Below are 21,156 nucleotides of genomic sequence, written 5' to 3'. Positions count from 1 at the left end.
GCCGCCGGCCATGWGATCAAGGTCGGCCGCTTCAACTTCGTCGCCAACGGCAAGGCGGTCGCGCTCGGCGAGGACAGCGGCCTCGCCAAGACGATCTTCGACGCCAAGACCGGCAAGCTGCTCGGCGCCCATCTGGTCGGCCCGGAAGTCACGGAACTGATCCAGGGCTTCGTCGTCGCGATGAACCTCGAGACGACCGAGGAAGAGCTGATGCACACCATCTTCCCGCATCCGACCCTGTCGGAGGTGATGAAGGAGAGCGTGCTCGACGCCTACGGCAAGGTGTTGAACGCCTGAGGCCGTGAAGCGAATGTTTATAGGGGGGGCAGCTTCAACAACGCTTTTGCCGCCGACGTGTCGGTGATCAGCACCGTCGCTTTGGTTGCTGCGATCCCGGCCCGGATCGCCTTTGCCTTGTGCTGTCCCCCGGATGAGATCACGACATTACCGACGTCATGCAAATCAGCCGGGCTCACGGCCATCACACGCTGGTTTACCGCGTGATCGACCAGACGCCCGTCTGCATCGACAAAATGACAGAGCACGTCGCCGACCGCGCCGGCCGCAGCGAGGCTTTTCAATTCGTCCTTTTCCAGAATCCCGCGCCGGAATATCGACGCCTCCTCGCCCAGGCTGCCAACGCTGATCAGTGCGATATCGACACGCCGAGCTCTTTCCCGCAGGTCTTGAAAACCGGGTATTGCCCAGAGCTGCCGGGCAAGGTCTGCCTGCGGCAGGAAAACCGGCGCTGCGATCTGATAGAGCTTGGTCTTGTAGAAATCGGCCAAGCGCCACGACACTGCGGACGGATTGTCGGCGGTGGCGTTCGTCAACCCGCCAAGCAGGGACACCACAGTCAGATCTTCTATTTCCCGCCAAGTCAGTGCCTGCATACAGACCTTGAGGGTCGCACCCCAGCCTACACCGACCGTCGCGCCTGCAAAGAGCTGTTCGGAGATGTACTGCCCGGTCGCATGACCGACAACGGCGGCGATGCTAGCCTCGCTCTGGGCGCTCGCCGGCGCCACGACGGCCTCGCTCAGCTTGAGATGCCGTTCGAGCTGCCGTTGCAGCGTAAAGATTGAGTCTGCCTGCGAGTTGATGGAGATTTTGACCGTGCCATCCTCGCGAGCAGCAGCCAGGAGGCGCAGGACTTTGATCCTGCTGATGCCGATCCGCTCCGCGACCTGTTCCTGAGTGTGCCCCTCCACAAAATACAGCCAAGCAGCCTTGAGCTTGAGCTCGTTCTGGTCGGCCTGGAATTTCGTGATTTTGGGGGGCACATTCCTAGCCATCGTTCCTCCAATCTTGGTCGGTCGCATCGATCGCGTGGAAACCACGAATGCGTGCGTTTTCGAAACGTTGGACCGGCTCTACAGCATCGAAACGGAAAGTGAAATCCGCATCGTCCCCGCAAAATCGGAACCGACGTGTCGTGAAATTATTTGAACATATAGACTATATATGACATAAAAGTGCACATTCTTCATCTACAGTTGATGGCGGCGGGATAAGGACGACCATGCGAATTTTGATCTCGAACGACGATGGGATCAGCGCCCACGGCCTCGCAGAGCTTGAGCGCGCAGCCAGGCGCCTGAGCGAGGATGTCTGGGTCGTTGCTCCGGACGGAAATCGGAGCGGGTTTGCGCATGGCATCACCTTCCGCAAGGGCTTCGACATCGAACGTGTCGCTCCGCAACGCTATACTTGTTCGGGAACTCCGGCGGACTGCGTTATAGCGGCCATGAGCTGGGTTTTTCGTGATGCGAAGCTTCCCGATCTCGTGCTCTCCGGCATCAACGAGGGACGCAACGTGGCGGAGGACGTCTCCTATTCCGGCACGATGGCCGTCGCCCGAGAGGCCGCGCTGCGCGGCGTCCCCGGCATCGCATTCTCCCGGCCCCGCGACAGCCTGGAGTTCGATGACGCAGGCAGCGGATGGCTTGCCGAACGCATCGATGCCTTTTGGGAGGCCCGTGCCGAATGGGCGCGCGATGGCCACTGGCTGAGCGTGAACCTTCCGAGGATGGTCCCGGCCCACATGCGCATGGCGAGGATCGGACGCGACAAGGTCGCCAACAAGGTGATCATCCACCGGGAAACGGAGGATCGCGCCGTGATCGAACCCTTGGCAGACCGCGATTATGCCTCGACGCCGGGCGACGAAAATCACCTTATCGATTCCGGGATCGCCTCCGTCGTCTGCTTCAATTGGATGGGTCAGGCAGAGGTTCCGTTCAGCGCGCTGAAGGATATCGCCGCTGAGCCGGCTTGAGTTATAGCGGGCAGGCCGGCAGCCTGCCCGCATACCGCCTCAATGGGTCGGGTAGACCTCTTCGATCATATCGTCGAGATAACTAGTCACCGAACCTGGGATGTGCAGCACCCGCGTTTCGATACGGCCATCGTCATGCAGGGTATGCTCGGCATGACCAACCTGCCGCGATCCGCCCATCTCGGGAACCAGCGCTTCTCGGGTCGTGAAGGCGACTGAAGGCCCCCATTCCAGCGCTATTCCACCATACCGGCGGGAGCGCTGCTGGTGCAAATGGCCGCTGGCGATGAGCCGGAGCCGGGAATCCTCCACGAGGCTGCGAAACCGGCGCCCGCCGCTCGGATCGACAGTCCAGTAGGTTCGCTCTGTCGGCTCCGGTTCGTCGATGAAAAGCGGTTGATGAGTAAAAAGTGCGATGTACCGGCTTTCGGCGCTAGCAAGCTGCTGGTCCATCCAGTCGAATTGTGCCTGCTCCTCGTCCAGTCCTGAGCCTACCAACATCGAATTGATCGCGATGACCCGCCAGGCTGGCGTGTCGAACGACCAACGGTCAGGACCAAAAAAGCGCCTGTAACGCTCGAGCCGGCCGAGGTTGATCGCGCTCCCGTTCATCTGCTCGGGCTTCGACAAGGCCGGATTGTCTCCGACATCGTGATTGCCCGGGATGAACCACACCTGCTTCGGGAACTGGCCGAAGAAGTCACGGCAATAGGCGTGATCCTCCTCGTAACGCACGCCATCGAGCGTGATGTCGCCGGTGTGCACGATCAGATCGTGGTCGCATTGGCGCAGTGGCTCTCGCATCAGATCGTTGTTCAGCCGGAAATGCTCCGTGCGGGGCGAAAGATGCGTGTCGGAGATCTGGAGAATGCGAAAAGGGGGCATGGGCGTCCTCGCGCAGGGCAGGTGATGCCGATCCTAGAATATGAACATATGTCTTGACTACACAAAAATAGTTCATTTACTGTCGGCAACAGGATCGAGATTGAGACGGCGCAGGCCGCTGATCCAAACACCGAAAGGGGAGCGGATGGCAGGGATCGAAATCCGGGACCTGAAGAAGGCTTGGGGCGGCTTCAATGCCGTCAATGGAATCAGCTTTTCAGTCGAGCCCGGCACGCTGACCGTGTTGCTCGGGCCCTCCGGCTGCGGAAAATCCACCACCTTGCGGATGATCGCGGGGCTCGACCAGCCGACGTCGGGTACAATCCGCATCGGCGGCCGGGACGTCACGCAAGCTCCGCCGGCAGAGCGCGGGCTGGCGATGGTCTTCCAGAACTATGCTCTGTTTCCGCACCTGAGCGTCGCCGAGAACGTCGTCTTCGGTCTCAAGGTCCGACGCGTGCCCGCGGCCGAGCGCCAGCGGAGGTTGTCGCGCGCGACCGATGTGCTCGGCCTCTCCAAATTGCTCGACCGCCGGCCATCGCAACTGTCGGGCGGCCAGCAGCAGAGAGTGGCGCTGGCACGAGCTGTCGTCGCCGAAGCGTCAGTCTGCCTTATGGACGAGCCGCTCTCGAATCTCGACGCTCAGTTGCGGCTCGAAACCCGGCGCGAAATACGCCGCCTCCAGCAGCAACTGGGAATGACGATGGTCTTCGTCACCCATGACCAGGTCGAGGCGATGACGCTCGCAGACCAGGTCGTGTTGATGCGTGGAGGACTGATCGAGCAAAAGAGCCCCCCCGATCAGCTCTACAATCTGCCGGCCAGCGCATTCTGCGCCCGCTTTATCGGGACCCCGCCGATGAACCTTGTCGCGCTCGAGCATGGCGCTTCCGGAGCGACGATCGCGGGATCGCCCGCGCAGGCGGGTGTTCCGGGCGCGACCGGTGACATGCTGCTTGGATTGCGCCCCGAGGATATTCGCGTCGGTGTTCCCGGCGGAGTGCCCGCTACGGTGGCGGTTGCCGAGTATCATGGTGCCGACAGCGTGCTGGAGTGCCGCGTAGGATCCCAGGCGCTGCAGGTCCGTGTCGAGGGGGCGCAGCGCTTTGAGAAGGGGCGCGAGATCACACTCGGTTGGGCAGCAGAGGACGCTCATCTCTTTTGCGCCACCACCGAGCGGCGCATCGATGCGGCTGCGGCGCCCTATGGCCGGGCCGCATGAAGCGGAGCTCGAAACAACACCAATAATCACAATAAGGGAGGACGACATGTCGAGCGGACGGTTTAATTGGACCAGACGGTGCATATTGGCGGCGAGCATGCTGGCTGGCATGGCTCAAGCGGCGGCAGCGAAGGTCGAGATCAGCTTCTATTATCCGATTGCCATCGGTGGTCCAGTCACCAAGGTCGTCGACGACCTGATCAACCGCTTTGAGAGCAGCCATCCCGACATAAAGGTCAAGGCCGTTTATTCGGGAACCTATCCGGAAACACTGTCCAAATCGCTGGCCGCCCTGAAATCCGGTACCCCGCCCGAAATGGCTGTCGTCCTGTCGGCCGACATGTACACACTCGTCGACGAGGATGCGATCGTTCCGATCGAGAGCCTGGCCAAAACGGCCGACGACAAAAGCTGGCTAGGTGGCTTCTCCGACGTCTTCATGCTCAACAGCCGCTCGGACGGCAAGACATGGGGCATCCCGTTCCAGAGGGGAACGACCGTTTTCTTCTGGAACAAGAACGCATTCAAGGAAGCAGGGCTAAATCCGGAAATCGGGCCGCAGAACTGGGAGGAAGTCGTATCCTTCGCCAAGAAACTGACCAAGCGCGACGGGAACGGTAACGTCACACAATGGGGCATGCAGGTCCCCACATCGCTGACTTCATACTGGATCCTGCAAGGTTACGTCGCTCAGAATGGTGGAAAGATCGCCGACCTGGATGGGCGGAAGACCCACTTCGACTCACCTGAAGTGGTCGGCGCGCTACAATACCTTGTCGACCTCTCGCGTACGCACAAGGTCATGAAGCCCGGCGTGATCGAGTGGGCGACGACACCAAAGGACTTCTTCGAGGGCCGCACCGCGATGTTCACGACGACGAGCGGCAATCTTACCAATGTGAAGAACAACGCGCCGTTTCCTTTCGGCGTTCAGATCCTGCCCGAGAACAAGCGCCGCGGTGCACCGACCAGCGGCGGCAACATCTTCATTTTCAGGAGTTCCGATGCCGCCAAGCAGGCGGCCGCCTTCACCTTCGCAAAATGGCTTACTTCGGCGGAGCAGGCCGCGGAGTGGAGCATAAAGACCGGTTACATCGCGCCTCGCGATGACGCGTGGGAGACCCCCGCGATGAAGAATTACGTCGCCACTTTCCCCGGCGCAGCAGTGCCTCGTCAGCAGATCCCATTCATGGTCCCCGAGCTCTCGACGCACGAGAACCAGCGGGTCGCCCGCGCCATCGACGACGGCATCGAGGCCGCGATGACCGGCACGCGTTCACCCGCCGAGGCGATGGCGAACGCCCAGCGTGAGGCTGAGCGCATACTTCGCAGCTATCGCTGAGCGCTTCGGCTTTATCAGCAATCCGCCGCGCCGACCGTCCGGCGCGGTGTCGTTCCGCACAACATGGACGGCGGCTCTGCCGCCATCTGGGGACGCCCGTGACCAGATTGTCGAACTATGTCACCGCCTGGCTGCTGTTGCTCCCGGCCGTCGTCCTGCTGACGATGTTCACCCACATTCCCGCGGCTCTGACCGTCATCAACAGCTTCTACACGACGCCACGAGGCGCTCGGCCGGCTCGCTTCATCGGCGGCGACAACTATGCCGCGATGCTGGCCGATCCGGTCTTCCTCGCCGCATTGAAGAATAACGCGATCTATTCGCTGGGGACTGTGCCGCTGTCGATCGCACTGTCGTTGGCCATGGCGCTCATCGTCAATTCCGCGATCCGTGGGCGGGCGCTGTTGCGCATGTCGTTCTTCCTGCCGACCGTCTTGCCGATGATCGCGGTCGCCAACATTTGGCTGTTCTTCTACACGCCCGGTTACGGACTGTTCGACCGCGCCTTGTCGATCTTCGGCCACAGCCAACACAACTGGCTGGGTGACGCCGACACTGTGCTCGGCAGCCTGATGCTGCTCGCGATCTGGAAGGAAGCCGGCTTCTTCATGATCTTCTATCTGGCTGCGCTGCAGCAGCAGAGCCCGACTCTCCGCGAGGCTGCCGCCTTGGAGGGGGCGAGCCGTTGGTATTTCTTCCGCCGCGTGACCTTTCCGTTGCTGATGCCGACCACGCTCTTCGTTCTGATCAACGCGATCATCAACTCGTTCAGGCTGATCGACCATGTGATCGTTATGACCCGGGGCGGCCCCGACAACGCCAGCACGCTCCTCCTCTATTATGTCTACAACACCGCATTCCGTTTCTGGGACACATCCTACGCGGCCGCGCTGACTGTGGTGCTGCTTGGCCTGCTGGCGACGCTGGCATTCGTGCAGTTCGGCGTCCTCGATCGAAAGGTGCATTACAAATGAGCGCGTCAGCAGGCACCGCGCCGGCATCATTCCCAACAGTCGGCCGGTGGATTGAAATCGCCGGCAGCTATTTGCTCGGCCTGCTGTGGATCTTGCCGCTGTTCTATGCCGTCTGGATGGCGTTTCATCCGGCAGCCTATGAGGCGCGCTTCGAGCTGTTTGCGCCGCTCACTCTTTCGAACTTCACGGAGGCCTGGCAGTCCGCTCCGTTCGCGCGCTATTTCCTCAACACGTTTCTACTGATCAGCGTCATCCTGGCATCGCAGTTCGTCATCTGCACACTCGCGGCCTATGCCTTCGCCCGCTACGAATTCCCCGGAAAGCTGGTCGTATTTCTGCTGATCTTGATCCAACTGATGATCATGCCGGAAGTGCTTCTGGTCGAAAACTACCGCACGATGGTTCGTCTGGGCCTGGTCGATACGGTTTGGGCCATAGGCCTGCCCTATTTCGCGTCCGCCTTCGGCATTTTCCTGCTGCGCCAGGCTTTCCTCACTGTTCCCAAAGAACTCGACGATGCCGCCCGCGTGGAAGGCGCCGGCACGCTGGCCGTGCTGTTGAAGGTCTATGTCCCGCTCTCGCGCCCGATCTACGTGGCCTATGGGCTGGTGTCGGTGAGTTATCACTGGAACAATCTTCTCTGGCCGCTGGTCATCACCAATTCGGTATCGACCCGACCGCTGACGGTCGGCCTCCAGATATTCTCCTCCCCGGACCAAGGCGTGCAGTGGAGCATCATCTCCGCTGCCGCCCTGATGACGTCCGCGCCGCTGCTGATCGGCTTCCTGCTTTTCCAGCGTCAGTTCGTGCAAAGCTTCATGCGCGCAGGAATCAAATGAGCACAACGATTGCAGACGGCGGAGCCAGCCTAACGAAGTACGATTACGCTTCGATCGGCTTTTACACGTTCGACTGTCTCGGCTGGCCTTTCGAGGGCGTCCCTGACGGCGGGGGAACGTTCTTCCTCGACGAGCTGACGCTCGCAGTATCCGGCGCGGCCGGAACGGCTGCTATCGCCGCGGCCAAGATGGGGCTTTCATGCCGGGCGGTCGGTGGCGTCGGTGATGATCTCATGGGGCATTGGGTGCTTCAACGCCTGCGCGAGTTCGGCATCGATGTCTCCCGCATGCAGCAGATCGCCGGCAGCCGAACCTCGTCATCGATCGTAACCACGCGACGTGACGGTTCCAGACCGGCCCTGCACATGAAGGGCGCGACGGCGGACTTCTTTGTAGAAGATCATGCCCTCGACGCAGTTTGTTCGGCGCGTATCGTTCATCTTGGCGGCGTAGGGCTTATGGACCGGATGGACCACAGCCAGAACGCGCGCCTGCTCCAACGCGCAAAGCAAGCGGGAGCGATAACGACCGTCGACGTGTTCGCCGGTTCGCAGGCCGATCTGCCAGCCGTGGCTCGTGTCCTGCCTTATACCGACTATTTCATGCCCTCGATCGAAGAGGCCATGGCGTTGACCGGCGGAAACGATCCGACCGTGATAGCCCGTCAGTTTTTCGATTATGGGGCGCGTTGCTGCATTTTCACCCTGGGGGCCGAGGGCGCATCCTACCACCATTCAGACGGACAGGAGTTTCGGGTTCCGGCCTTCGATGTCCCGGTGAAATGCACTTGCGGTTGCGGCGATGCATTCAATGCCGGGATGGCGGTCGCGCTCTGTCGCAACCTGGATCCGGAAACCGCCGTGCGCTTCGCCCAAGCGACCTCGGCACTCAATGCAACCGGGTTGGGATCACAGGCCGGCGTGCAATCTTTTGAGCATACCTGGGATTTCATGACAACCGTCCCGCTGCGCGCCTAGCATTGCTCTGATATCGAGCAACTCGCCCGGCAGAAAAATGGCTCGCGAACAACGCCCGCGGCGCAGTGGAGCCTTTTTGATCATTCGTGTTGACGGCTGAACTTCTGTGCAAGATGATCGATTATTGAGCCGCCTACTCATTCGGGCCATTGCCCCGAACGTCACAAGAGCGGCTGGAATCGGGAGAGTTAAATTGCTGCGCGCCATCATGATCGCATTCGCCGGGGCGTGTATTTCGCTCGGCGGTGCCAGTGCCCAGGACGCCTGCTCCAACCGGGGTCAGCTCGACGATCTCTACTGTGACGCGAATGGCGATCTGGTCGCCGATGTGCCGACCGACCCGGCTAAGCTCAAGGACCCTTCCACGCTCGTCTTCGCCTACACCCCGATCGAAGACCCCGCTATCTACGCCAATCTGCTGAAGCCGTTCATCAACCACCTGAATAGCTGCATCGGTCGCCGGGTGATGTATTTCTCGGTCCAGTCGAACACGGCCCAGATCGAGGCCATGCGTTCCGGCCGCCTCCACATCGCAGGGTTCTCGACAGGTCCAACCGCTTTCGCGGTCAATATGGCAGGGGCGGTGCCTTTTGCCGCCGGTGGTTCGGAAGCCGGCCCGCGCGGGTACAAGCTGGTAGCGCTCGTCAAGGCGTCGAGCGACTACAAAGCGATGGGTGACCTGAAGGGCAAAAAAGTCGCCCACACCTCGCCGTCGTCCAATTCCGGCAACCTCGCGCCGCGCGTGCTCTTCCCGCCGCTCGGGCTGACGCCCGATACGGACTACAAGCCCCTGATGTCGGGCGGTCACGACAAGTCGATCCTGGGCGTCGGCCACGGCGATTACGACATGGCGGCTGTCGCCGACGACGTGTTCGAGCGCATGGTCGCGCGCGGCACGATCAAGCGCGAGGATTTCCGCGTGATCTATACCAGCGAGGTTTTCCCGACCAACGGCTATGTGCACGCGCATGACCTGAAGCCTGAGCTGGCGGCCAAGGTCCGCGAATGCTTCTTCAGTTACAAGTTTTCGGCCGAGGAGCAGAAGGAGTTCAACGGCGAGGACCGCTACGTCCCGATCACCTACAAGGACAAGTGGGCAGTGGTGCGCGAGGTCGCCGACAAGTCCGGCACGCCGTTCAACAAGCGCAGCTACGAAGCAGAGTCCAAGCGCGAGACCGAGGCGCTTGAGCGCAAGAAGGCCCAGCAACCCAAGAATTGAGCTTCTGGCGGACCGGCCCGCGGGCGCAGGCTACGCTTGCGCCCGCACTGCGGCGCGGCATGGATGATGATGGATTTACAGACGTTTTCGAGCGGCGGCCCGCTCGCGATCCGCAATCTCGTCAAGGAATACCGGTCGGGGCAGCCCGTCCTCAAAGGCGTCAGCCTCGTCTTTCCAGATTCCGGTGTCACCGCCATCATCGGGCCGTCGGGAACCGGCAAGTCTACTCTGATCCGCTGCGTCAATCGCCTGGTCGATCCGACGTCCGGCGAAATCTGGTTCGAGGGCCGCGATCTTGCGGCGATTTCCGGCTCCGCCCTACGGCTGGCAAGGCGGCAAATCGGCATGATCTTCCAGGAGTACAATCTGGTCGAGCGGCTCTCCGTCATCGAAAACATTCTGAGCGGCCGGCTCGGATATCTGCCTTTCTGGCGGGTCTGGCTGCGGAAATTCCCGACTGAGGAGATCGAGCGAGCCTTCGCGCTGCTCGATGCCGTCGGGCTCGGTAGTGATTTTGCGACGCGGCGGGCGGATCAGCTCTCTGGAGGCCAACGCCAGCGTGTCGGGATCGCGCGGGCACTGATGCAGCAGCCGCGTCTCCTCCTCGCCGACGAGCCGACCTCGTCGCTCGATCCGCGCACCTCGATTGAGATCATGGACCTGCTTGGCGAACTTTCGCAGCGCCAGCGCATCCCGGTCGTGATCAATATTCACAATGTCGAGCTGGCACGCCGCTGCGCCAGCCGGATCATCGGCATGTCACGCGGGGCAATCGTCTTCGACGGCAAGCCGGAGGCTCTCGACGATAGCCATCTGACTGCCATTTATGGCGGCGAGGGCTGGCTGCAATGAGCGCTGTGTCGCGGACTACGCGCCTCGACCCATTTCCAGCGGACTGGTGGTCGCGCGGGTTGAAGTTCCTGCTGCTAATTTATGCGCTCTATGCGGCATCGACACTCGACCTGACATGGTCGCGCTTCGTCTCCGGGCTCGGCAACGGAGCGACCTTCCTGTCGCGGATGGTCCCGCCGCAGACGGCGCCGGACAAGCTGCTGCTGCTTTGGGACGGCGTGCTCGAGAGCATGCAGATCGCGGTTCTATCGACCTTCTTCGGCGTGCTTCTCGCGCTGCCGCTCGGCGTCCTGGCGGCGCGTAACCTGATGCCGGCGCCGGTGAGCTGGACGGCGCGGGGCTTCATCGCGCTCTGCCGCTCTCTGCATCCGGTCGTCGTCGCAATCCTCTTCGTCAAGGCGGTGGGGTTCGGGGCACTGGCCGGCACGCTTGCACTGATCGTCGCCTCGCTGGGCTTCATCTCGAAGCTGTTCGGGGAGGCTGTCGAGGAAATCGACATGAAGCCGGTCGAGGCAGCCCGCGCCGCCGGCGGCTCGTTCATGGGGGTCATGCTCATGGCGGTACTGCCCCAGGTCGCAGCCCGCTTCATCGGCTTCTGCTCCTATCAGTTCGATTCCAACCTGCGAAACTCTACGATGGTCGGCATCGTCGGCGGCGGCGGCATCGGCGCGCCGCTGTTCACCGCCTATCAGCGCTTCGACTATGATTTCGTGCTGACCATACTGATCACTGTCATCGCGCTTGTGCTGGCCACGGAGGCGCTGACCGGCCGGCTGCGCAGGCTCTTCCAATGACGCATACGACGACCAGCTCTGCCCGCTCGGCACCGGCGCCGCGCTGGACGCGCTTCACGCCCATGCAGCGTCTCGGCCGGTTCGGAGCCTATCTCTTCGTGGCAGTGGCCGTTTCCTGGTCGCTGAAGACGATCGAGATCATTCCGGAATTTCTCTATGACGCGCCCGAGCAGACTCTCGATCTGTTCCGGCGAATGTGGCCATTCGACTGGAGCTACTATCCCAAGGCCATCCATGCGGCGCTGATCGAGACATTTCACATCGCGACGCTCGGCACCTTGCTGTCGCTGGCCTTCGCCGTGCCGGTCGCCATCCTGGGCGCGCGCAATGTGACGTGTAATCCGTTGCTCAACGGGGCCGCGCGCTTCGTCTTCGTCGCCTCGCGTTCGGTGAACTCGCTGATCTGGGCCTTGCTGTTCGTCGCGGTCTTCGGGCCGGGCGCCCTCGCGGGTACGCTCGCCATCGCCTGTCGCTCCGTCGGCTTCGTCGGCAAGCTGCTCTCGGAAGCGCTGGAGGAGGCGCGTCCGGGACCGATCGAGGCGCTGACCGCGCTCGGTGCGCCCTGGCCCCATCTGCTGCTGAAGGGCTATTGGCCACAGGTGGAGCCGGGCTTCTGGTCGGTCGCCCTCCTGCGATGGGACATCAACCTGCGCGAGTCATCGGTGCTTGGACTCGTCGGCGCGGGCGGGATCGGCGTCGCGCTCGATGCCGCGCTATCGAACCTCTACTGGGATCAGGCTGGCCTCATTCTGGCGATCATCCTGGCCATCGTCATTGTTGTCGAAGCTGCCACGACCGTGATCAGGAAGCGAATTATATAGAGAAGGCCTTATCGCTATGTGCATCCGCTATAGGTTCGGGCCCATCGAATGCAGTGTTGCTTTCCTCAGTATGAGGCCGCTTTGCCGAGATGGTCGGACAAGCTAGGGCAGGATTTGAAGGGAGCTGAAGCTGAGCTTCACCTTCCGTTCCGGTTTATTCCATGTGCGAACGCCTTTGCGGCTTTGCGCCGATGACAGTCGAAGGCTCAGCGGGAAGCGGAAGTACAGCCACACCGCATGGGCGATGATCGCAGGCGGGAAAGGATGGCGCTTGGAGCTGACGCAGGGCAGGCTCATGCGAACCCATCTACTCCGCTGGCGCCAGGCTGAAGTTAACCTGACAATGCCCTCGCGCAAGCTGGGCTTGACAATGGTACTATATTTCGGTACCGAATTCACACGAAGAAGCGCCACGAAGCCACGCTGAGGCTGATCTTCGTTCGGCCCGTGAACGGCTCGATCCGATGGGCCGATATCGAAGCGCTATTCATCGCGCTTGGCGCTGAGGTCAGCGAACGGGAAGGTTCTCGGGTCGGTGTCTTCCTCTTCAAAGAGGTGCGCGTTTTTCATCGCCCGCACCCCTCGCCGGATACTGACAAGGGCCCGGTAGCCAGCATCCGCAAATGGCTTGAAGAGAACGGAGTGAAACCATGAAGAATATTATCGAGATCGACACCGAGAAAGCTGTTCTGGCGTTCGACCCTGAGATCGGGATGTTTCGTGGCGAGTTCATCGGCTTGAATGGTAGCGCCGACTTTTACGCCGAGAGCGTCCAGTCTCTTATCGAGGAGGGCCGCAAGTCTCTTGCCGTGTTCCTGGATATGTGCCGGGAGAAGAACATCGAGCCTCATCGGAGCTTCTCCGGGAAGTTCAATGTGCGCCTCGAGCCCCGCGATCACGCAGCGGCGGTCTTTGCAGCGGCAGCTGAAGGCAAGAGCTTGAACGAATGGGTGTCCGACACCATTAAAGTAGCGGCGGCCGCCTGATCGCTTCCGCAGGAGCTTCGGATCGCAATCGCCATACCAGCTCTTGCCGTCCTTCTCATATCGCCACGGATTTTCAGTAAGTCTGATGGGCAGCAAGTCCTCCTCTCCCCGGCAGTGCTACATCGGCGGCCCTCCGCGTCAGGCGGTGAGCCGCGTCTTGCTGATCTTGTCGCTCGCAGCCGTCGTCATGCCGCCCAAAGGATTCTTCTTTCGCGAGCGCGACATGGCGGCCTCCCATCACGCCGACATACCATACAGGTCGCGCCAAATAAAAACCTCGCCGATGACGAGAACGGTGCCTACGCCGATCTCGGGGTTCGGAAGTTGGGGCGCCATGTCCCACATGTATTGGCAGATCAATTACCCATTGCGACTAGCCTGGAACAATCGCCTCATCGCGAATCCGTATGTTCGTCTGCCGGCTGACGTCGAAGCGCCTTGCCAACGGCGCGATCTTTTGGCCATCCTCCAGTGCCGATTTAATCTCGGCGCGCTGTGAGGAGGAGAGGGCGGTCGGCCTTCCGAGTTTTCTTCCCTCTGACTTCGCCCGCCGCAGGCCGGCATTCGTCCGCTCGATGAGAAGATCCCGTTCAAACTGCGCGACGGCGTGGATGACGTTCATGGTCATCTTCCCGTCCGGGCCGGCGAGGTCGACACCACCCAGCGCCAGGCAGTGGACCCGCACACCCATTTCCTCGCGCTTATGCACTGTGGAGCTGACCTCGATCGTATTTCAAACGAGCCGATCCATTTTCGTGACGATCAGAATATCGCCACGCTCAAGCCTATCGAGCAGCCGGGTAAATCCTGGGCGGGCGGAAATGGCTACGCTGCCGGATATTGTTTCGGAAATGACCCTGTGCGGCTCGGCCCGAAAGCCGGCGGCCCCAATTTCCCGAATTTGATTTTCGGTGGTCTGCCCATTTGTCGACACCCGGACATAGGCGGAGGCGCGAGACATGGACTTTCGTCCAAAAAAATGGGCGATGGCGACGCGCTGCTGCTGGCCGCCGGACAACTGCGAGCATATTTTCCAGCCTGATCGTCGATGCGCAGCATCGCGAGGGCCTCGCCGCATGCCTCGCCCGCCGACCGGCCCAGGACCTGGATCGGCGCCCGCGCGCAGTTCTCCAGCACCGTCAGATGTGGGAACAGGTTAAAGTGCTGGAAGACCATGCCGATGTCGCGGCGCAGGGCCAGCAGACCGCGGCGGTTCTGCGTGAGCGCGATCCCCGCCACACGGATCTCGCCGGACTGCACGCGCTCCAGCCCATTGATACAGCGGATCAGGGTCGATTTACCCGACCCGGAAGTGGCCTGCCCCCATTAGGTGGCCCGGTTCAAGTCTAATGCATGGTGAGCTTGCCGGCCACGGTTGAGGTGTCCGGCGAGGTGKGTTGGGTTTGCGCAGGCGGCCACACCACAGCGAGCGGTGCTGGTGGCCGGTAGCCCAACGAGGAGTGCGGGCGCCGGGTATTATAGTGCTCGCGCCAGCCCTCGACGACGATCCGAGCCTCGGCGAGGCTTTAGAACATCTCACCGTTCAGGAGCTCGTCGCGAAGCTTGGAGTTGAGTCTCTCGCGGTAGCCGTTTTCCCACGGCGAGCCCGGCTCGATGAAGGCCGTTTTTGCGCCGACCGCTGTGATCCAATCCCGCACCGCCTTGGCGACGAACTCTGGACCGTTGTCCGAACGAACATGCCCAGGCACGCCGCGCGGGATGAAGAGATCGGACAGGACATCGATGACGTCGGTGGACTTGAGTTTCCGGTCGATCCTGATCGCGATGCATTCCCGGGTGAACTCGTCGATCACGTTCAACATGCGGAACTTCCTGCCGTTATGGGTGCGATCCTCGACAAAGTCGTAGGACCAGACATGGTTGGGATGTTCTGGCCGAAGCCGGGTGCACGACCCCATCATCCAGCCAGAGACGCCCCTTTTTCGGTTGCCTGGCCGGCACCTTGAGCCCCTCACGCCGCCAGATCCGCTCGACGCGTTTGATGTTCACCGCCCAGCCTGACGCGTGCAGGATCGCTGCGATCCGGCGATAGCCGTAGCGGCCATACTGGGTGGCAAGCGCGACGATGTCGGCAGTCAGCGCCACCTCGTCGCTGCGCCCCGCCGGCACCTTGCGTTGCGTCGATCGGTGCTGCCCCAGAACCCGGCACGCCAGCCGTTCCGATACGCCAAATTCACCATGGCATGGGGGGCAGCCCAGTAGGCCGTGGTCTGGCAGAGCCGGTGCCGGGGCTTGTTCGGTAGATGGCTGAGGCGGCACGAAGAGATAAAGCGCCGCCGGCAATGAACCTGCGATTGAGGTCGGCACTCCGATCGGATTGCGTAGCAGTCTGAGCGGAGTGCGCTCTCGTCCCTAGACACTACATTCCGAAATCTGGAAATCGGAAAATCTATTCGTGACGAACGTCCGGCATCTGGCAAGCTCTCAACGTCCGAAATTGGCGCAACCGCGACCTATTCGACCAGCAACCGATCAATGCCAGCCGCGCAGAAGCTGGTCAGGCGCTCAAGCAGAAGCTCGGCAAGGCCGGCGGCGGACAGAGCGTGGCGCTCATCGTCGAGGCGCGCAGCGCGGTCGCCCGCGGCCATGGTCATGACCAGTGCCCCGACCATGAACAGATAGGCATCCACCATCGCCCCGCGCGAGGATCTCGGGTAGAGTTTCGCGAACGCCGCTAGGAATTCAGTCGCGGTCGGGTCGAAATGCTCGGCGAGAACGCCGCGCGCGGATTCGCGAGGATCGACCGCCTCCCGCGCCGTGATCATCGCGAAGGCGGCTCCCTGAACGCCTTCCGCGAAGCGCTGCCGCACCGAAGGGCCGATGAAGGCCTCGACCACCGCGCGGATCTCGGGCGCGGGCGCAGCCATCGCCTCCGTGAGCGCAGTTCCGCGCGCCAAGGCCAGCGCATCGGCCCGGCGCGCAAAGACGGCCCGGTACAACGCCTCCTTCGAGCCGAAATARTAGCTGAGCTGCGACAGCCGCACATCGGCCGCAGCGGCGAGATCGCGCATGGAGGCGCCGTCGGCGCCGCCCCGTTCGGCGAATGTCCGCTCGGCTGCGTCGAGAATGCGCTCGCGCGTCGGCGCAGGTCCCATCGAATCCCTCCTGCGCAGCGCACCTGCTCTGCGTGAGTGGCCTCTTACCAGAAAGCGCATCATGCGCTATTGGTCGGACGTTCGTCCAAATTCATGCCGACAAGAGCACGCTGGGCGACAGGAGGAAACCAGCATGATGCCGACCGGGCGACTCGTCGATCTCTCGATCCCGCTCGAAAACGACGTGCCCGCCGATCCACCCTTCCAGAAGGTGAGGATCGAATACAGCACCCATGAAGGCACGGCGAAGGATATCGCGGCGGCCTTCCCTGGACTGCGGCCCGAGCAATTGCCGGACGGAATGGGCTGGGCCGTCGAGCTGGCGACGATCTCGACGCATAACGGCACCCATGTCGACGCGCCCTGGCATTACCATCCGACGCAGGATGGGGGGCTGCCTGCGCTCAAGATCGACGAATGCCCGCTGGAGTGGTTTCTGCAGCCGGGGGTGAAGCTCGATTTCCGCCATCTGCCTGATGGCCACGTCGTCACGCCGGCGGAGATCGACGCCGAGCTGGAACGGGTCGGCCACAAGCTCAGCCCGCTCGAAATCGTCGTGGCCAATACCCGCGCCGGCAGCCGCTATGGGCAAGCCGACTACATCGATACCGGCTGCGGCTTCGGCCGTGAGGCGACGCTGCATCTCGTCCGTCAGGGCATCAAGGTCGTCGGCACCGATGGCTGGAGCTGGGACGCGCCCTTCAGCCATACTGCTCGGCGCTTCGCCGAAACCGGCGATGCCTCATTGATTTGGGAAGGTCACAAGGCCGGCCGCGAGGCCGGTTACTGCCAGATCGAAAAGCTGCACAATCTCGAAGCCCTGCCGGCGACCGGCTTCATAATCAGCTGTCTGCCGGTGAAGGTGCGCAACGGCTCTGCCGGCTGGACGCGGGCCGTCGCCATCCTGCCGGCCTGAATCGACAATCATGGGAGAAGCGTGTGAGCAAGGTCATCATCACCTGCGCGGTCACCGGCGGCATCCATACGCCGACCATGTCCGACCATCTGCCGATCACCCCCGACCAGATCGCGGAACAGGCGATCGCCGCCGCCGAGGCGGGCGCTGCGATCCTGCATCTGCACGCCCGCGATCCAAAGGATGGCCGCCCGACGCCGGACCCAGCTGTGTTTATGGAGTTCCTGCCGCGCATCAAGCAGGCGACCGACGCGGTGGTGAACATCACCACCGGCGGCGGCCTGACCATGACCGTCGATGAGCGCCTCGCGGCGCCACTCAAGGCTGCGCCCGAGATGTGCTCGCTCAATATGGGCTCGATGAACTTCGCGCTGCACCCGCTGGCGGAGAAGTATAGCGACTGGAAGCATCCCTGGGAGCAGCCCTATCTCGCCGGCACCAAGGACTTCATCTTCCGCAACACCTTCGGCGACATCGAGCGCATCTACAAATTGCTCGGCGAGGGCCACGGCACCAAGTTCGAGCATGAGTGCTACGATGTCGGCCATCTCTACAACCTCGCGCATTGCCTCGATCGCGGCTGGTTCAAGCCGCCGGTCTTCCTGCAGTTGATCTTCGGCATTTTGGGCGGCATCGGTGCAGACCCTGAAAACCTGATGTTCATGAAGCGCACCGCCGACAAGCTGTTCGGCAAGGACTACCACTGGTCGGTGCTCGCGGCCGGACGCCACCAGATGGCCTTCTGCACCCAGGCCGCGATGATGGGCGGCAATATCCGCGTCGGGCTGGAGGACAGCCTGTTCATCGGCAAGGGCAAGCTCGCCACCTCCAATGCCGAGCAGGTCGCCAAGATACGCCGCATCGTCGAGGAGCTCGGCTACGAGATCGCCACCCCCGAGGAGGCCCGCGACACGCTCGGCCTCAAGGGCGGCGACCGGGTCAGTTTCTGAGCCCGCCGATGTCGCGCACCCCCAATCCGCTCGATGGCTTCACCGTCGACCCGGCGGCGATCCGCTATGTCGGCGAAGGCCTGCAGCGGCCCGAATGCATCCTCGCCGAACGCGATGGCTCGCTTTGGAGCGCCGATGCGCGGGGCGGCGTGGTTCATATCCGGCCCGACGGCACGCAGCGCCTGATCACTCAGACGGCCAGCCGCGGCTTCATCGACGCGACTAACGAGGAAGCACGTTTCGTCTCGGGCACGCTGCCGAACGGCCTCGCCTTCGCGGGCAATGGCGATATCCTGATCTCCAATTTCGGTACCGACCGGCTGGAGATCATGACCCGGGACGGCGAGACCCGCGTGCTGGTCGACACCGTCGATGGCGAGCCGATCGGCAAGGTCAATTTTGTCCTGCGTGACAGCAAGGACCGGATCTGGCTGACGATCTCGACGCGCACGAAGAACTGGATGCGAGCGATCAGCCCGCATGTGTGCGACGGCTATGTCGCCCTGTACGATGGCGGACGCCTGCGGATCGTCGCCGACGGCTTCGCCTTCACCAACGAGATCAGGCTCAATGCCACCGAAAAGTGGCTCTACGTCGCCGAGACCTGCGCGCGGAAGGTGACGCGGTTGCGGGTCCTGCCGGATGGCAGCCTGACCGATCGCGAGACCTTCGGGCCGGAGGATCACGGCGCCTGCATCGACGGCATCGCCTTCGACGCCCATGGCAATCTCTGGGGCACGCATGTCTTCACCGACAGGATTTTTGCGATCACGCCGGAAGGCGAACTGCGCATCCTGCTCGACGACGACTGCGGGAGTGCCGCGGGGCAGGCCTTTCTCGCCGCCTTCGCCCGCGACGAGGCGACACCGGAGCTTATGCTCGCCTGCGGCGGCACGATCGCCCCCTGGTGTGCCAGCATCACCTTCGGCGGCCCGGACCTGAAGACGGTCTATGTCGGCAGCCTGAAGGGCTCGCGCATTCCCTATTTCCGCTCACCCGTCGCCGGTCTGCCCATGGCGCATTGGTAGGTCCGGCGTCGTTCGACGACGCTCGCTGCAATCAAAACAACGATCCGGGAGGAACCATGAAGCGCATCATCTCTGCACTGGCGGGCGTATCCGCGCTGTGCCTGGCCGGCGCGGCGCAGGCCGAAATCTCGGGCGGTACCGTCAAGATCGGTGTGCTGACCGATATGTCCGGCGTGTATTCCGACATCACCGGCAAGGGCTCGATCGTCGCCACCCGGATGGCGGTCGATGACTGCCTGAAGGCGGAATGCGCCGGCATGAAGATCGAGGTCGTTTCGGCCGATCACCAGAACAAGCCGGATGTCGGCTCGACCATCGCGCGCGAATGGATCGACCGGCAGGGTGTCGATGTCCTCGCCGACATGTCGAACGCCTCGCTGCAGCTCGCCATTCCGCCGCTGCTCAAGGAAAAGAACCGAGTCGGCCTGTTCCCCGGCGGCACCGCGCGGCTGACAGGCGACGCCTGCCAACCCGACCACATCGTCCAGTGGATGTGGGACACCTATGTCCAGGTCGCCGGCGTCGCGAACTACCTGACCAAGCCCGGCACGAAATGGTTCCTCGTCACGGCTGATTATGCACTCGGCCATCAGCTAGAGGCGGATGCGAAGACGCTGGTCACGGCCAAGGGCGGCACCTATGTCGGTTCGGTCCGTCACGCCTTTCCGGCCGTCGACCTCTCCTCGCAGCTCTTGACGGCGCAGGGCTCGGGCGCCGATTTCATTGCACTCGCCAACGCCGGCGGCGACACTATCGCCGGCATCAAGACGGCGCGCGATTTCGGCATCGGACAGGACAAGCAGAAGCTCGTGGCCTTCTTCCTGACCGCGATGGACGTGAAGAGCGTCGGCCTCGCCGCGGCGCAGGGCACAGTGCTGACCGAGGGCTTCTACTGGAACCTCGACGACCGCACCCGTGCCTTCTCGGAACGCTTCAAGGCCACGCATGGCGCCGTGCCCTCGGCGATCCAGGCCGGCATCTACTCTTCCGTCCGCCACTACCTGAAGGCGGTCGCCGCCGCGAAGTCCGACGACGCCAAGACGGTGATCGCCAAGATGCGCGAATTGCCGATCGAGGACGACGTCGTCCGCAACGCCAAGCTGCGTGTGGACGGTCGCATGGTCCATGATTTCTATGTCTTCCGCGCCAAGCAGCCATCGGAAGCGAAAAGCGAATGGGATCTCTACGATCTCGTCGCCACGATTCCGGGTGACCAGGCTTTCCGCCCCCTGAGTGAAAGCGCCTGTCCGGCGATCAAACGCTAAGACAAAAGACCGGTGTCGCCGCGGGATTCTCCGGGTACGCCTCTCGCGGCGGGTGACGTGCGGTTCGAGTTACGGCGTTGCCAGACCAAGTGCGTGCCCCCGCGCGAATGCCCGCTTTCGGGCAGCGGCTCGATGTCTGGTTGTGGCGCGAGGCGAGCGCTACTTCCCGCAGCATTTAATAGAATAATGCCGGTTGCGGCATCCCTAGAGGGGGAGGTGCCATGGATATTCAAGCGCAGTGAGGCAGAGACACGCGTCGATGCAGAATCACATCCGAGGACGATGAGAGGTGTCTGATGAGCTTCGACCGCCAATGACCGAAGCGAAGTGGTTCGCCAGCTACAGCCAATACGGGCGATCGCGAAACACTTTGCCGTCGCGATTCAGACCATCGGCGGGCTCTGAATTCTCAGATCAGCGAGTGGGATCTAGGGCTATTTGAAGCCAGGACGCCGCCGCGACTTCGTATTGATCTGCGCTGCGAGCCCGGCCTGTTTAACATTGGCGTCCCTCGCCAAACGGAGTCCGCGCAGTTTATGCATGTTGTCCTCGCGCTGCTGGGTCAGTTTCTCCGTTTCGGACATAATCCTGGCGTGAGAGAGCGCCCGCGTTTGGATTTTCAGGAACTGATTGTCGGCGGTTAAGCGTTGCTTTGAAAGTTCGAACACTATGATTTCCATTCGCAGTTAGGT

20 protein-coding genes and 5 pseudogenes are annotated in these 21,156 nt (G+C 62.3%); 17 read left to right on the top strand and 8 right to left on the bottom strand.

Annotation, left to right across the window (positions count from 1 at the left end; translation table 11 throughout):
- Nucleotides 1–297 (top strand): annotated as a pseudogene (locus tag AB4Z10_RS25595) (dihydrolipoyl dehydrogenase); the annotation flags it as partial.
- A gap of 17 nt (nt 298–314) precedes the next feature.
- Here AB4Z10_RS25595 and AB4Z10_RS25590 read toward each other — a convergent pair.
- Entirely contained in the window at nt 315–1,295 is a 981-nt protein-coding gene (locus AB4Z10_RS25590) for a sugar-binding transcriptional regulator (RefSeq protein WP_441473215.1), read from the bottom strand.
- Between the two features lie 227 nt (nt 1,296–1,522).
- On the opposite strand from AB4Z10_RS25590, the gene surE reads away from it, so the two are divergent.
- Nucleotides 1,523–2,278, top strand: a complete 756-nt coding sequence (gene surE / locus AB4Z10_RS25585; protein WP_441473214.1) for a 5'/3'-nucleotidase SurE — start codon at nt 1,523–1,525, stop codon at nt 2,276–2,278.
- A gap of 39 nt (nt 2,279–2,317) precedes the next feature.
- Here surE and AB4Z10_RS25580 read toward each other — a convergent pair whose 3' ends face one another.
- Complete coding sequence (locus AB4Z10_RS25580; protein WP_441473213.1) at nt 2,318–3,163, bottom strand: metallophosphoesterase family protein; 846 nt, start codon at nt 3,161–3,163, stop codon at nt 2,318–2,320.
- A gap of 145 nt (nt 3,164–3,308) precedes the next feature.
- Between AB4Z10_RS25580 and AB4Z10_RS25575 the strand changes: the two genes are divergently transcribed.
- From AB4Z10_RS25575 to phnE (AB4Z10_RS25535), 9 genes are all read left to right on the top strand, one after another.
- On the top strand, nt 3,309–4,385 hold the full coding sequence (locus AB4Z10_RS25575; protein ID WP_441473212.1) for an ABC transporter ATP-binding protein: 1,077 nt from the start codon (nt 3,309–3,311) through the stop codon (nt 4,383–4,385).
- Nucleotides 4,386–4,482: 97 nt separating this feature from the next.
- Nucleotides 4,483–5,727 carry an ABC transporter substrate-binding protein gene (locus AB4Z10_RS25570; RefSeq protein WP_441473211.1) on the top strand — a complete coding sequence of 415 codons (1,245 nt, stop codon included), beginning with the start codon at nt 4,483–4,485 and terminating at the stop codon, nt 5,725–5,727.
- Between the two features lie 164 nt (nt 5,728–5,891).
- Complete coding sequence (locus AB4Z10_RS25565) at nt 5,892–6,701, top strand: carbohydrate ABC transporter permease (RefSeq protein ID WP_441473222.1); 810 nt, start codon at nt 5,892–5,894, stop codon at nt 6,699–6,701.
- Nucleotides 6,698–7,540, top strand: coding sequence for a carbohydrate ABC transporter permease (locus AB4Z10_RS25560; RefSeq protein WP_441473210.1), 843 nt, complete (start codon nt 6,698–6,700; stop codon nt 7,538–7,540). Before AB4Z10_RS25565 ends, AB4Z10_RS25560 begins: the two co-directional genes overlap by 4 nt.
- On the top strand, nt 7,537–8,517 hold the full coding sequence (locus tag AB4Z10_RS25555; protein ID WP_441473209.1) for a carbohydrate kinase family protein: 981 nt from the start codon (nt 7,537–7,539) through the stop codon (nt 8,515–8,517). The genes AB4Z10_RS25560 and AB4Z10_RS25555 overlap by 4 nt, the downstream gene beginning before the upstream one ends.
- A 208-nt stretch (nt 8,518–8,725) precedes the next feature.
- Nucleotides 8,726–9,736: a phosphate/phosphite/phosphonate ABC transporter substrate-binding protein gene (gene phnD, locus AB4Z10_RS25550; RefSeq protein WP_441473221.1), complete on the top strand. Its 1,011-nt coding sequence runs from the start codon at nt 8,726–8,728 to the stop codon at nt 9,734–9,736.
- 69 nt (nt 9,737–9,805) lie between these two features.
- Complete coding sequence (gene phnC, locus AB4Z10_RS25545) at nt 9,806–10,588, top strand: phosphonate ABC transporter ATP-binding protein (RefSeq protein ID WP_441473208.1); 783 nt, start codon at nt 9,806–9,808, stop codon at nt 10,586–10,588.
- Nucleotides 10,585–11,382: a phosphonate ABC transporter, permease protein PhnE gene (phnE, locus tag AB4Z10_RS25540; protein ID WP_441473207.1), complete on the top strand. Its 798-nt coding sequence runs from the start codon at nt 10,585–10,587 to the stop codon at nt 11,380–11,382. The genes phnC and phnE (AB4Z10_RS25540) overlap by 4 nt, the downstream gene beginning before the upstream one ends.
- Entirely contained in the window at nt 11,379–12,203 is an 825-nt protein-coding gene (gene phnE, locus AB4Z10_RS25535) for a phosphonate ABC transporter, permease protein PhnE (protein ID WP_441473206.1), read from the top strand. The genes phnE (AB4Z10_RS25540) and phnE (AB4Z10_RS25535) overlap by 4 nt, the downstream gene beginning before the upstream one ends.
- A gap of 198 nt (nt 12,204–12,401) precedes the next feature.
- Here the strand turns inward: phnE (AB4Z10_RS25535) and AB4Z10_RS25530 are convergent.
- Nucleotides 12,402–12,500, bottom strand: a pseudogene (locus tag AB4Z10_RS25530) (IS6 family transposase); the annotation flags it as partial.
- 150 nt (nt 12,501–12,650) lie between these two features.
- Here AB4Z10_RS25530 and AB4Z10_RS25525 point away from each other — a divergent pair.
- Nucleotides 12,651–12,857 (top strand): type II toxin-antitoxin system HicA family toxin, encoded by a 207-nt coding sequence (locus AB4Z10_RS25525; RefSeq protein ID WP_441473205.1) that lies wholly within the window; start codon nt 12,651–12,653, stop codon nt 12,855–12,857.
- Nucleotides 12,854–13,189, top strand: a complete 336-nt coding sequence (locus AB4Z10_RS25520; protein ID WP_441473204.1) for a type II toxin-antitoxin system HicB family antitoxin — start codon at nt 12,854–12,856, stop codon at nt 13,187–13,189. The genes AB4Z10_RS25525 and AB4Z10_RS25520 overlap by 4 nt, the downstream gene beginning before the upstream one ends.
- Before the next feature lie 373 nt (nt 13,190–13,562).
- Here AB4Z10_RS25520 and AB4Z10_RS25515 read toward each other — a convergent pair.
- The 4 genes and pseudogenes from AB4Z10_RS25515 to AB4Z10_RS25500 all read right to left on the bottom strand — a co-directional run bounded on the left by AB4Z10_RS25515 (nt 13,563) and on the right by AB4Z10_RS25500 (nt 16,305).
- A pseudogene (locus AB4Z10_RS25515) lies at nt 13,563–14,150 on the bottom strand (recombinase family protein).
- A 21-nt stretch (nt 14,151–14,171) separates the two neighbouring features.
- Nucleotides 14,172–14,500: pseudogene (locus tag AB4Z10_RS25510) on the bottom strand (ATP-binding cassette domain-containing protein); the annotation flags it as partial.
- Nucleotides 14,501–14,535: 35 nt separating this feature from the next.
- Nucleotides 14,536–15,385: pseudogene (locus AB4Z10_RS25505) on the bottom strand (IS3 family transposase); the annotation flags it as partial.
- 278 nt (nt 15,386–15,663) lie between these two features.
- Entirely contained in the window at nt 15,664–16,305 is a 642-nt protein-coding gene (locus tag AB4Z10_RS25500) for a TetR/AcrR family transcriptional regulator (protein WP_441473203.1), read from the bottom strand.
- Nucleotides 16,306–16,438: 133 nt separating this feature from the next.
- On the opposite strand from AB4Z10_RS25500, the gene AB4Z10_RS25495 reads away from it, so the two are divergent.
- From AB4Z10_RS25495 to AB4Z10_RS25480, 4 genes are read left to right on the top strand one after another with little or no spacing between them, the layout of a single operon-like run.
- Entirely contained in the window at nt 16,439–17,221 is a 783-nt protein-coding gene (locus AB4Z10_RS25495) for a cyclase family protein (protein ID WP_441473202.1), read from the top strand.
- A gap of 23 nt (nt 17,222–17,244) precedes the next feature.
- On the top strand, nt 17,245–18,171 hold the full coding sequence (gene kce / locus AB4Z10_RS25490) for a 3,5-dioxohexanoate:acetyl-CoA acetone transferase (RefSeq protein ID WP_441473201.1): 927 nt from the start codon (nt 17,245–17,247) through the stop codon (nt 18,169–18,171).
- A gap of 8 nt (nt 18,172–18,179) precedes the next feature.
- Nucleotides 18,180–19,199, top strand: coding sequence for an SMP-30/gluconolactonase/LRE family protein (locus tag AB4Z10_RS25485; RefSeq protein WP_441473200.1), 1,020 nt, complete (start codon nt 18,180–18,182; stop codon nt 19,197–19,199).
- A gap of 56 nt (nt 19,200–19,255) precedes the next feature.
- Complete coding sequence (locus AB4Z10_RS25480) at nt 19,256–20,464, top strand: ABC transporter substrate-binding protein (protein ID WP_441473199.1); 1,209 nt, start codon at nt 19,256–19,258, stop codon at nt 20,462–20,464.
- Between the two features lie 434 nt (nt 20,465–20,898).
- Here the strand turns inward: AB4Z10_RS25480 and AB4Z10_RS25475 are convergent, their stop codons facing one another.
- Nucleotides 20,899–21,132 carry a hypothetical protein gene (locus tag AB4Z10_RS25475; protein ID WP_441473198.1) on the bottom strand — a complete coding sequence of 78 codons (234 nt, stop codon included), beginning with the start codon at nt 21,130–21,132 and terminating at the stop codon, nt 20,899–20,901.
- Nucleotides 21,133–21,156 lie beyond the last annotated feature (24 nt).

It is taken from the genome of Allobosea sp. RAF48 (genome assembly GCF_052114025.1).
GTDB lineage: Bacteria > Pseudomonadota > Alphaproteobacteria > Rhizobiales > Beijerinckiaceae > Allobosea.
Note: the sequence above shows the minus strand (reverse complement) of the source record. Positions and strands in the feature narration are given on the sequence as shown.

Excerpts from the sequence above, each read along its gene's own strand:
- AB4Z10_RS25590 (WP_441473215.1), bottom strand. The coding sequence starts at position 1,295 with ATGGCTAGGAATGTGCCCCCCAAAATCACGAAATTCCAGGCCGACCAG.
- surE (WP_441473214.1), top strand. The coding sequence starts at position 1,523 with ATGCGAATTTTGATCTCGAACGACGATGGGATCAGCGCCCACGGCCTC.
- AB4Z10_RS25580 (WP_441473213.1), bottom strand. The coding sequence starts at position 3,163 with ATGCCCCCTTTTCGCATTCTCCAGATCTCCGACACGCATCTTTCGCCC.
- AB4Z10_RS25575 (WP_441473212.1), top strand. The coding sequence starts at position 3,309 with ATGGCAGGGATCGAAATCCGGGACCTGAAGAAGGCTTGGGGCGGCTTC.
- AB4Z10_RS25570 (WP_441473211.1), top strand. The coding sequence starts at position 4,483 with ATGCTGGCTGGCATGGCTCAAGCGGCGGCAGCGAAGGTCGAGATCAGC.
- AB4Z10_RS25565 (WP_441473222.1), top strand. The coding sequence starts at position 5,892 with ATGTTCACCCACATTCCCGCGGCTCTGACCGTCATCAACAGCTTCTAC.
- AB4Z10_RS25560 (WP_441473210.1), top strand. The coding sequence starts at position 6,698 with ATGAGCGCGTCAGCAGGCACCGCGCCGGCATCATTCCCAACAGTCGGC.
- AB4Z10_RS25555 (WP_441473209.1), top strand. The coding sequence starts at position 7,537 with ATGAGCACAACGATTGCAGACGGCGGAGCCAGCCTAACGAAGTACGAT.
- phnD (WP_441473221.1), top strand. The coding sequence starts at position 8,726 with ATGATCGCATTCGCCGGGGCGTGTATTTCGCTCGGCGGTGCCAGTGCC.
- phnC (WP_441473208.1), top strand. The coding sequence starts at position 9,806 with ATGGATTTACAGACGTTTTCGAGCGGCGGCCCGCTCGCGATCCGCAAT.
- phnE (WP_441473207.1), top strand. The coding sequence starts at position 10,585 with ATGAGCGCTGTGTCGCGGACTACGCGCCTCGACCCATTTCCAGCGGAC.
- phnE (WP_441473206.1), top strand. The coding sequence starts at position 11,379 with ATGACGCATACGACGACCAGCTCTGCCCGCTCGGCACCGGCGCCGCGC.
- AB4Z10_RS25520 (WP_441473204.1), top strand. The coding sequence starts at position 12,854 with ATGAAGAATATTATCGAGATCGACACCGAGAAAGCTGTTCTGGCGTTC.
- AB4Z10_RS25495 (WP_441473202.1), top strand. The coding sequence starts at position 16,439 with ATGATGCCGACCGGGCGACTCGTCGATCTCTCGATCCCGCTCGAAAAC.
- AB4Z10_RS25485 (WP_441473200.1), top strand. The coding sequence starts at position 18,180 with ATGTCGCGCACCCCCAATCCGCTCGATGGCTTCACCGTCGACCCGGCG.
- AB4Z10_RS25480 (WP_441473199.1), top strand. The coding sequence starts at position 19,256 with ATGAAGCGCATCATCTCTGCACTGGCGGGCGTATCCGCGCTGTGCCTG.